This window comes from Pseudomonas serbiensis (assembly GCF_030580745.1).
GTDB classification, from domain to species: Bacteria; Pseudomonadota; Gammaproteobacteria; order Pseudomonadales; family Pseudomonadaceae; genus Aquipseudomonas; species Aquipseudomonas serbiensis.
In genome coordinates this window covers 1-10,277 of sequence record NZ_JAUQOO010000005.1, presented here as the reverse complement: position 1 = coordinate 10,277, position 10,277 = coordinate 1, and the positions used below count along the sequence as shown (strand labels likewise).

Here is a 10,277-nt window from a genome sequence, read left to right as displayed (position 1 = left end):
ACAATGTTCAACCCTTCTAACGAAACGCACTTCAGCCTGACCATCGAAGATTACGAAGGCGATCTGCAAGTGCTGTCGTTTACTGGTACCGAAGGCATCAGCCAGGCCTTTCGTTTCGACCTGGAACTTGTCAGCGAAAACCCTGATCTGGACCTGGAGAAACTCCTGCACAAGCAGGCATTCCTGGCGCTCGATCCGCAAGGCAGTGGCATCCATGGCCAGATCTACCGCGCAGCCCAAGGCGATGCTGGCAAGCGCTTGACTCGTTACACCGTTTCTCTGGTACCGCAACTGCAATATCTGCATCACCGCACCAATCAGCGTATCTACCAGCAAATGTCAGCGCCGAAAATCATCGCGCTGATCCTGGAAGAGCACGGCATAAAGGGCAACGCCTACAGTTTCCAGCTCAGCCAGCCATGCCCGGACCGCGAGTATTGCGTGCAGTACGACGAAACCGACCTGCACTTTATCCAGCGTCTGTGCGAAGAGGAGGGTATTCATTACCACTTCCAGCACAGCAAACAGGCTCATCTGCTGGTATTCGGTGACGACCAGACCGTATTCCCCAAGCTTGGCCAGCCTACCGCCTATGTTCAAGGCAGCGGCATGGTTGCTGACGAGCCGGTGATCAAGGGCTTCAAACTGCGTCTGGAAACCCGCACCAGTCGTGTTACCAGACGTGACTACGATTTCGAGAAACCCGGCTTTCAACTCGAAGCCGCCTACAAGCCCTCCGAAGAAAGCACTGAGCCGGATCTGGAAGACTACGACTATCCAGGTCGTTTCCTGGACCGCGCACGGGGTAAATTCCTCAGTCAGCGCGCACTTGAACGTCATCGCACCGACTATCAGCAAGCCGAAGGCTGGGGCGACCAGACAACCCTCACCAGCGGTCACTTCCTGGAAATCTCCGATCACCCTCGTACCGAGTGGAATGACCTGTGGCTGCTGACTGAGATCTTCCACGAAGGCAAACAGCCGCAAGTGTTGGAAGAGTCGGTAACCAGCGACACCACCGACAACAAGGATGATTTCCACCAGGGCTACCGCAACCGCTTTCTCGCGACCCCGTGGGCCGTGTTCTATCGCCCGGCGCTGGAACACCCCAAACCCCGCGTCCTTGGCACCCAGACCGCCATGGTCACCGGCCCCAAAGGTGAAGAAATCCACTGCGACCAGTACGGTCGGGTGAAAGTGCAATTCCACTGGGATCGAGAAGGCCAGGCTGACGACAAAACCAGCTGCTGGCTGCGTGTTTCAAGTGCATGGGCCGGTGACCGCTATGGTGCCATCTCCATACCGCGCATTGGCATGGAAGTCCTCGTCACCTTTTTGGAAGGTGACCCCGACCAACCGTTGGTGAGCGGCTGCCTGTATCACAAGGAAAATCAGGTTCCCTACGCGCTGCCTGCCAATAAAACCCGCACCGTCTTCAAGACTCTCAGTTCTCCGGGTGGTGGCGGATACAACGAGTTGCGCATCGAAGACAAGAAAGGCGCCGAACAGATCTACATCCATGCCCAGCGCAACTGGGATGAAAACATCGAGCATGACCAGAAAATTCGCGTCGGCAACGAACGCCACGACACTGTAGAGAAGAATACCTACACCGAACTCAAGGCCGAAGAACACCGCACCACCCTGAGCGACCGCAAGGTGGAAGCACGGATGGACGATCACCTGACCATCGGCCAGAACCAGCATGTGAAGCTCGGCACGGCGCAGTTGACCAGTGCAGGCCGAGAGATCCACCTCAAGGCTGGCGACAAGATCGTCATCGAAGCCGGCACGGAGCTGACCGCGCTGGGAGGAGGGAGCTTTATCAAGCTCGATGGCGGCGGCATCACGGTGGTTGGGCCAGTGGTGAAGATCAATGCCGGCGGCTCGGCAGGCTCGGGCACCGGGATCGGAATCAAGCCGCCTGTGCTGCCGGGGGCGGCGGATAAGGACAAGGCGGGGAGTCTGATGGATCAGGCATTGGTGAATGCGCCGCCTGAGAAGGTTAAGCCGAAGGCTTTTTTTGTGTTTTCTGAGTAAGGGAAAGTAATGTTCAACATCAAGTTGCCTTTTGTGCGATATAAATTTATAGCGCTTTTCTTCCTTGCTCCTTTAGCAGCTTTAGATGCTTGCGCGAGCACGTCTCTGGAAGAACAATTCAATGGCATTGAGGCCTGCCAGATTAAAAACATCTTCCTTGACCCAGTGACAAAAAAAGCCAGCGGTCAATATTTCGCTGAGCGTCAACTTGAGCCGTGTCGTATCGATGAAGTAGCGTTCTACTGTGTAAATGATACTTTTTATGGCTTGGCCGTAAGTGAAGTTGCGATTCCCTATCATGGTCCTTTCAGTGTTCATGCTATCTATTTAAAGGATAGCCCTGCGACCGTTGAAGCAAGATTGCGTACGCAGTTTCCAGATATAAAGCTAAATCAAAATGACGGTGTTTCACCTATTTTGATTGCAAACCCCAAGCAACGGGGAAGTTCTGTTTTCTACTGTGATGAGTACAGTGAGTAATAACATGGAATTGTATAACCCAGGTGCACCTTTTGTTTACACGAGCGCGTGGAACCCCACGCGTACTCATCCAGTGACAGGTGAAGTCCGTCCGCATCGAGGAGAGGACTGGGCGGCACCTAGTGGTACGTCGATCCCAGCCGCGGGCGCAGGAAAGGTTGTCTATAAAGGCACCATGTCCGGGTATGGAAATCTGGTAGTACTTGAGCACGCCAATGGGACAGAGATTGTTCATACATTGTATGCGCACATGAGATCTGCTTCCCCTCTGGCTATAGGGAGCTCCGTGGCTAAAGGGGCGTCTGTTGGCCCATGCGGGAATACAGGCATTGGCACGGGCGCACACTTGCACTTTGAGGTGCTTCGCAATGGCACGAAAGGCCATCCGAACCTGGTTCAGGGTCATGCTACGGTCAATCCTCGCGAGTTCGATATTTCCAATCTGACGCATCCAGATGGAGATAACAGTGGTGCGCCAGCACCAGCACCAGCACCTGCGGAGACTGTAAAGGTTAGTAGCCCATGGCAATTTCCGATACGCAAGGCTGGAGGTGCACCGTATAAAGATGCAGATGAGTTGTTCTCTGCGCTAGAGGCAGAGACGTCTGGCAACTATCTCTTAGGCAGCCATAATTTTTGGCATGGTGGAATTCATATTAGTAATGCGAGTGCGCCACAGTGCATCCGTGATGAGCCTGTTCGCTGTATTGGAGATGGAGTCGTTGTGGCGTACCGTCTTAATAAGGATTATCTGGCAAGTGAGTTTATAGGTGCGAACGCTACTGAAACACTTAAGTATTCAAATTCTTTCTGCCTTGTAAGGCATGACTACAAGTCACCTGTCAACACAGAGGTGACGCCTGGAGTATGTAATGAACTGATTTTTTATAGTCTTTACATGCATTTACTGCCATTTGACCGGTATCCTGCTGCACCTGATGAAGTTAAATTGCCACGAATCAAGATGATTGCAAGTGGCTTTAAGGCTCGAAGTGATATAGCGGGTGCTGCCAACTGTCAGGAGTATGGGGGTATTTCGGCTGGTGCGGAAATAGAAATTTTAGAAGAACACCCTGACCATGTTCATGCCAAAGGCAAGCTGTTAAAAGGTACAGTCACTGGTCGTACCGAGGGGCAAGAGTTCTGGTTTGCCTACAAGAAAAATGGTGCTGCATATCCTAGAACTAATGGCGACCCTAGCTGGAATGAAATAATTCCTCCTGAGCGAACCAAGCCAGGTTACTGGAAGGGAAAGGTGAGAGCAGTCGTTACAGGATCCGGACTTACTCTCCGCCAGCCTCCAGCCGCTCTTGCTCATGGCGCTCAGGCAGGGTTGCCTATCAGTGCAGCAACTCAAAGCGGAAGTGAAGGTTTAGTTTTATGCACAAACAGCACGATTGAATTTGATAGTGCTAAAGTTCTCAATCTTAAACTGGGTAATCAAACCCTTCGAATGGCAGAGTGTACATTTATACCTAGTACATCAGGTCCGCCCACCGGATTGAAAAACAGCACAATGGTTGTGCCCACTTCGTTTTGGGCTTGTGTAGAAGATATATCCCCCAATCGTTTTGTTCAGTGGCAAGAACTCATTCCGTCGACTTTTGACGAAGTTGTATCCGTTGAAACCGCAATTAAAGCTGGTGACCCGATCGGCTACTTGGGACTCAATGAAAACATTTCCGGCCCTACCGGCGGGATATCAGGAAAGCATCAGATTCATGTAGAGGTTTTTTCGGCGGATCCTCGAATAGAAGATTTTCTTAAGAATAAAGCGGGTATAAAGGACGGTAAAAAATATATACACTTGCCTGCCGCAACGGTATTGAATAAAAAAACGCCGCTGGTAGGAGAGATAGAGCTATCAAGTGAGCACTTTGTAGACTTAGCTAAGGCGATACCTTTCAAAGATACGGTTGATTGGTATGAGATCACTGTTGTCGACAGCGGAGAAAGCAAAACTGGTTTGCTGAAGAAAGAGTCGGCCAAGCTGATCACTCAGCATGACTGGGAAACGTTGGGCTTCAAAATCGTCAAAGAAAATAACCAAAATGCTGACGGCTTTCTGGATGTTAATGACCTGCCTGCGTTTTTCAAAGATATCTACAACGATTTGGATAAGTACGGGAATAATGACAATAAGATAACAGTCGAAGACCTGCCAACTGCCTTAAAGAACTTAGAATTTAGAGGGCGTTGGTCGAAATTGGTTGCGGATCATCCGACAGAGTGGAAATCTAAATCAGATACTTCTAAATGGTCCCGTTTAGACGTTTTGTTAGAGGCCTATCCTGCTGTGCTGAAACACGAGAAAGATCGAATAGATAAATTGGTTTTTTGGGATGAACTGACAGGTACAGCTAAAATAGGTGACGGTACAGGTGTCGTTAAACATTTTCATCCGGTAGCAATGATCGGTAATATGCTATCCAATAATAAATGCTTTTGCTTTGATCAAGGCATTGTAGACTCTCCTTGTCAAACAGGTATCAGGGATGTGACGAAAGAGCATTTTGAATTATTGGCGACTCAGCTTGGCGTCGAGAAAGAAGTGCTTCGTGCGATAGCAGTTGCAGAAACAGGAGATAAGGTACCATTCAAAGAATTTGTTCCTGGCCAGCAACACGCGGCAATACTTTATGAACGTCACTATATGTACCGCTTTCTTAAAAATAAAGGATATACCGATCAGCAATTAAATGCTTTAGCTACTAGCGAGCCTAAAATTGTCCATACCTACCAAGCTGGTTATTCCTATGGTAGTGAGCAATCACAGTATGAACGACTTCAGCGCGCGCGCGAACTAGATCGTGATGCTGCAAATAAGTCATGCTCCTGGGGGAAATTCCAGGTTATGGGAGCGTATTATGCTCGCTTGTATAAAAGCACAGATGAATTGGTAGAGGCGCAGAACTACTGCGCATTGCAGCACTTGCAATACTTTAAGATATTTCTTACCAAAGAGAAAAATATGCTTGAACCGATGAAGCAAAAAAACTGGCTGACCATTGCTAAGAAATATAATGGCGAAAATCAAGTCGGTTATGATACGAAAATTTCAAATGCTTATAACAATCTAAAGGCTAACTGGTAATGAAAAGTTTTACTGTATTAGCAGCGTTTTTATTTTTTTTCTCAAGTGTGCAAGCAGCAGAGGAATGTGAGAAATCGATCCCTCGCGACGCTGTTCTATATCAGCAATTTAATATGGGGGCAGATTTTGCTTGCATATATGAAGCGCCCGAAAGCTCTGATAATGCAGTGCTTAGCTTTTACTCAAGAAGCGGTGACAAGGTCATATTACTGTCCTCCAATAAAAATTTTGTAAGCCTAGATAGCGTCAGAGATGGGACGAACCAACCAGATATTACAAAAACAGAAAGTGGCGCATATCAGATATTGTGGAACTATCCGAATGGCGTGGACGCAATTGAGTTGGCTCCAGCAAAGGATGGTATCTATTTGAAGGGTGCAACAAAAGAGATGCGTCTTCCATCATTTGATACTTCTGAGAAAGTAAAATCTATAACCTTAGTGAGTAATCTTAAAAATCTGGAAAAATTGAATTTTTCAGACATGCACATTTCAGAGGTTTTCAATAAGGATGCTCTGATGCTCGCGGGCGGCGAGATTACTACAAGCGTCAGCTCAGAAAAAATTTTTTTATACTCTGAGCCATCGGAGTCGTCTAAAACTAAGGGTTATTTAATCTCTGGAGATGAGGTCAGGATTTTAGAATACAAGAATGGCTTTCTTAAAATTTCGTACAAGATGAAAAATGGAAACTATTTGATACGATGGATTAGTATTTCTTCTGTGATTTAGTGGCTGGCCAAAGTATGCAGGCTACTGGGGGGGGGATAAATCCCCCTTCAGACTACTCCTTGGCAAGAGTGGTGGCGTGAGGGGGCGATAGTTAATGCTACTTACGTTATTTATGCTTTTTACCTTGCTCTTGGTAGCATACGTTTTGAGTTTACTGTGTTCGCATCAGGCAGTGTAAAATCACGGATTAGCATCCATGGGACCCATATGAACCTACTCAAAAAATTCTTGGTTACTCTATGTATCTTTTATCCATTTAGTGTATTTTCCTGTGAGGTGCTTGAAGGTAAAGCATTTCGGTCAATATCTGTTGAAAACGGAATCATTACTTTTGATCTCGTCCCCATTGATGAGGATGCGAGAGATACCAGCGGGGGTGAGCAGTTAGGGATCGATATCAATTTCTTTAACTGCAACACAGGTGACAGAAGCCTGATTGGGCAGTTGCCTTTTTTAGCAGACACCGGTGAAGTCAAAGCCGCTTTTTTAGCTAACGCAGAGCAAGGTCGTGAAAAAGAGCTTTTTGTGATACATGGTGTTGAGATCAGGTCCGATACGGGACTCAAATACTCGGGAGAGTACTATTCTGTTCATGCTTACAAAAAGAGCTCTAATGGTTACACCAAGGATGATAAGCTTTCCAAGTACTTTGGTGAGGGTGGCGATATTTTAGCAGATGACTATAAAGAAGTTGCCTATCTATTTCCGTACAAGAGTAAGGATGCGGTTACTTCCAGGCTTCAATCAGAATTTTACAAAAAGTGGAGTTCCGGTACACCTGTGACTTTGGTCGTCAATAAGAAATCTTCTTTATACAATTCACCTGTACTGGCTGACATGAGTCGCAAGTATCTTGTTGCAGGAGACAAGGTCACACAAGAAGCCGTTGAGGCCGGATGGATTTCGGTTGTATATAAGACTGCCAAGGGGAAGTTGATTCGTGGCTGGATTCAGTGCGGTAACGTAGACGGCTGTTGAGAAGAATCAAAAAATAGAGGCGTGTTTTAGGTAAGATATCACGCCTCACAAAAGTAATAGAGTATGATGAGATGGCCCTTAATCTAAAGAAAAAACGCTTTTTGGCGTTAATTGCTTTTACTGCCTCAGGGCTTAGCTTGTTTCATGGTAATGCGAACGCACATGAGTGCCCCAATGACAAGTTTGACTTATTCCTCAAGGTGTTTTCAACCGCTCCAGAGGTGCAACAACGCCTTGCAAAAAACACAATAAAAATTCTAGAGCTGAAATCTACATCGCCGTCGGGAAAACTTGAGCCTCACACCATTGAGGTCGCGAATGCAGATTTAACGCTTCCACTCATGGCACCTATATATTTTGATAGAGCGGAAGGTGTTACCATTGAAGAGAAGGATAATAGTCACGTCAATATCATTGATAAGCGCGCAGGTAATAGCAATATAAAGATTTTTAGCTTTACTCGCGAATCATGCTGGATGCTTGCAAAGATAGAGGATTGGTCAATCAGGGATAACTATCTTTCGGTCACAGAAACACCAACAATGAATCGCATCGAAAGCCTCTGTTATCAACGGGCCAAATCCTTCCTTAATCTGGGGGAGGGTCAGCTATATCCGCTCACTGCGGAGTTCTTTGAGGCGGCCTTGGAAAACTATCTATGCTCTGCAGCTTCGGGCGATCCTCAGGCTAGCCTGGATGCAGCGGGTCTGAGCCTGTCCGGTATGGCGCCACAATTGGAAACCTCCAAGGTCGAGGCACTTTTTAAAACAGCCGCTACTACTCTCGCCGAAGGCGCCTTAGGGTTATCGACCTTTTACTGTTACGGTAATAATACAGGCGCAGATGGCACATGCCAGCATCCAGCACTGGCAGAAAAGGAACTTATACGTGCGGCCACGATGGGTTCCGTCAATGCAATTAATTATTTGGGATACTCTTTTGAAACGGGTGAGTTAGCCACTAAAGACGTGCCCAGAGCAATGGCTTGCTATCGTTTGGCTGCTGAGCAGGGTGATCAAGTCGCATCCAGTAATTGGCAGCGCTTGAAAATGCAGGTTTCGGACGCTCCAGCGTCCAGAAAGTGCTACTAATTTTTATCAGTTTTACGCTTTTTGGGACTGTAATAATGGGAAAAAATCACATTGCAACCACAGCCATGCTTTTGTCATTGATGGCAGTTTTTCCTTATGCTCACTCCGCTAGCTTTGACTGTCGCAAGGCATCGACAGACGTAGAACATAAGATCTGTGACAATCCTTCATTATCAAAGCTGGATGAGGATTTGAGTGTAGCTTTCAGGCCGTTGAAGAATAGCTATTTCATACAGATGGCACAACGAGAGTGGCTAGAGTCCGCTCGTGATGCCTGTGAATCTATAGAGTGCCTGGAAAATACTTACTCACAGCAGATCGATTTTTTAACCCCTCCATCTGAAAACGTTAAAGACAGTGAAGCTGTAACTGCTTTGCCAGCAGATAAAAGTTATTTTATTAGTGATCAACTCTGGAAGAACTGGACCCTGACGCAGCTTCCGTATAGCAAGAAATATAGACAGCAGTACATTGTGGCAACTGAAACGCTATCAGGAAAATTACATGTTATTGTATTTGATGGAGAATACAATTCTGAAATGCGTTGCTATAAAGGTGCGCTCTATGAGTTCGTTGATCAATATCCCATCGTTCAACCAATGTTGTACCCTATAGCTAGAGACATCTGCTTCGATGGGACGGAAGACCCTGATAGCAATGACGAAGGTAGAAGATTGGCGGGTGTACTGAGTGGAGTTTTTTATTATAGGATCAAAGTGGCGCCCAATCATTTTATAAGCATGTCTTATAAGCTGGGATCTCGCCTGCCCCCTACGGAGAGTAGCACTCTATTTCAAGGAGCATCCACCACTACAGAGAATCAAAAGGGCTCTCTGTTTTTTAGCCGAAGCAGCTCCTACAATAAAATGGAAATTTATCATCCGCACATAGACAAATCGGAATTTATAGCTTCCCCGAACGACCCAGAACACGACTGGAACATATTCATTCCGGTATGGAGCAAACCTCGTCCGATTCTTTATTTTAAAAATGGCGAATCAATATGGCGAGCCAATATAGTTGACAAAACACTTTTCAAAATATCACAAGCTGAAGATGATGGCAGAATCAAGAGTCCTATGCCAATTGAAATCAACGGTCGTGAAGCTGTTTTATATTTAGAGAATGATGGCCTTAAGGTTGCCATTTCTCCTGCCCCTTGATCTCTTAATGCAGTAATCTCTGATAAAGTTGAGGTTATGCCTATGGCCTAACCTCATTGCCTTTGAACTTTAGCCCTATTACCGCAACAAATTAAACCACTTCATCGATCAGCGTGGTTTTCTCCGGCGTGGCCGTAACCGGAGGGTTGGTCGGGTTTTGCAACTGATCCCTGAGCTTTTCCAATGCTGCTTTTTGCTCATCGGTCAGTGGCGGCGGCGGAGTAGGGGAAGCGGGTAGGGGAGTGGACGGGCGAGTACCACCAGGGGTCAGTACGGGCAAAGGACTGTTGGTTATTTGCATGTCACTGCTTCCGTGAGTGAGGGTTGAATACAGGGTAACGGCCGTTTTTCGGTGAGCTTTAGGGCTGATTTTCCAGGAGATCGATACGGCACTCGAATTTGGGGATTGGCTGCCTGTGAACTACAACGCATGCGTTGGTACTTTGTTATATTCACCAGCTCAAAGGCCATGTAGGCCAATACAAGGATATGGCTGAGCCGACGGGGAGTCATTGCACTAGCTGTGAATAAAGCCGTCGACGGGGCTATGCGCATTGACCCAGAGCCTCAACCTGAATCGCCCCGGATTCTCTAGACACCTTGCAAGCTCATTGTGTAACGTTTTTCAAACTCTACCGGTGAGAGCTGATTGTTGAAACCATGGCGGCGTTTTGCGTTGTAGAACATCTCGATGTAATCA

The 10,277-nt window shown here is 47.0% G+C and carries 9 protein-coding genes; 7 read left to right on the top strand and 2 right to left on the bottom strand.

Annotated features, from left to right (window positions below; genetic code table 11):
• Nucleotides 1-3 precede the first annotated feature (3 nt).
• The 7 genes from tssI (at nt 4) to Q6A51_RS08350 (ending at nt 9,577) form a co-directional block, all read left to right on the top strand.
• Nucleotides 4-2,040 carry a type VI secretion system Vgr family protein gene (gene tssI, locus Q6A51_RS08380; RefSeq protein ID WP_201017098.1) on the top strand — a complete coding sequence of 679 codons (2,037 nt, stop codon included), beginning with the start codon at nt 4-6 and terminating at the stop codon, nt 2,038-2,040.
• A 9-nt stretch (nt 2,041-2,049) separates the two neighbouring features.
• Complete coding sequence (locus tag Q6A51_RS08375) at nt 2,050-2,520, top strand: hypothetical protein (RefSeq protein WP_304574535.1); 471 nt, start codon at nt 2,050-2,052, stop codon at nt 2,518-2,520.
• Nucleotides 2,513-5,614 (top strand): N-acetylmuramidase domain-containing protein, encoded by a 3,102-nt coding sequence (locus tag Q6A51_RS08370; protein ID WP_304574534.1) that lies wholly within the window; start codon nt 2,513-2,515, stop codon nt 5,612-5,614. The genes Q6A51_RS08375 and Q6A51_RS08370 overlap by 8 nt, the downstream gene beginning before the upstream one ends.
• Nucleotides 5,614-6,345 (top strand): SH3 domain-containing protein, encoded by a 732-nt coding sequence (locus Q6A51_RS08365; RefSeq protein ID WP_200992238.1) that lies wholly within the window; start codon nt 5,614-5,616, stop codon nt 6,343-6,345. Before Q6A51_RS08370 ends, Q6A51_RS08365 begins: the two co-directional genes overlap by 1 nt.
• 207 nt (nt 6,346-6,552) lie before the next feature.
• Nucleotides 6,553-7,323 (top strand): hypothetical protein, encoded by a 771-nt coding sequence (locus Q6A51_RS08360; protein WP_200992239.1) that lies wholly within the window; start codon nt 6,553-6,555, stop codon nt 7,321-7,323.
• 71 nt (nt 7,324-7,394) lie between these two features.
• On the top strand, nt 7,395-8,414 hold the full coding sequence (locus Q6A51_RS08355; protein WP_304574533.1) for a tetratricopeptide repeat protein: 1,020 nt from the start codon (nt 7,395-7,397) through the stop codon (nt 8,412-8,414).
• The gene (locus Q6A51_RS08350) at nt 8,357-9,577 is read left to right on the top strand and encodes a lysozyme inhibitor LprI family protein (RefSeq protein WP_304574532.1); all 1,221 of its coding nucleotides are present in this window, start codon (nt 8,357-8,359) and stop codon (nt 9,575-9,577) included. The genes Q6A51_RS08355 and Q6A51_RS08350 overlap by 58 nt, the downstream gene beginning before the upstream one ends.
• A gap of 91 nt (nt 9,578-9,668) precedes the next feature.
• On the opposite strand, the gene Q6A51_RS08345 is transcribed toward Q6A51_RS08350, so the two are convergent.
• The gene (locus Q6A51_RS08345; RefSeq protein ID WP_304574531.1) at nt 9,669-9,878 is read right to left on the bottom strand and encodes a hypothetical protein; all 210 of its coding nucleotides are present in this window, start codon (nt 9,876-9,878) and stop codon (nt 9,669-9,671) included.
• Between the two features lie 290 nt (nt 9,879-10,168).
• Nucleotides 10,169-10,277 (bottom strand): IS3 family transposase (locus Q6A51_RS08340; RefSeq protein ID WP_304574666.1); only part of this gene is annotated, 109 nt, incomplete at its 5' end.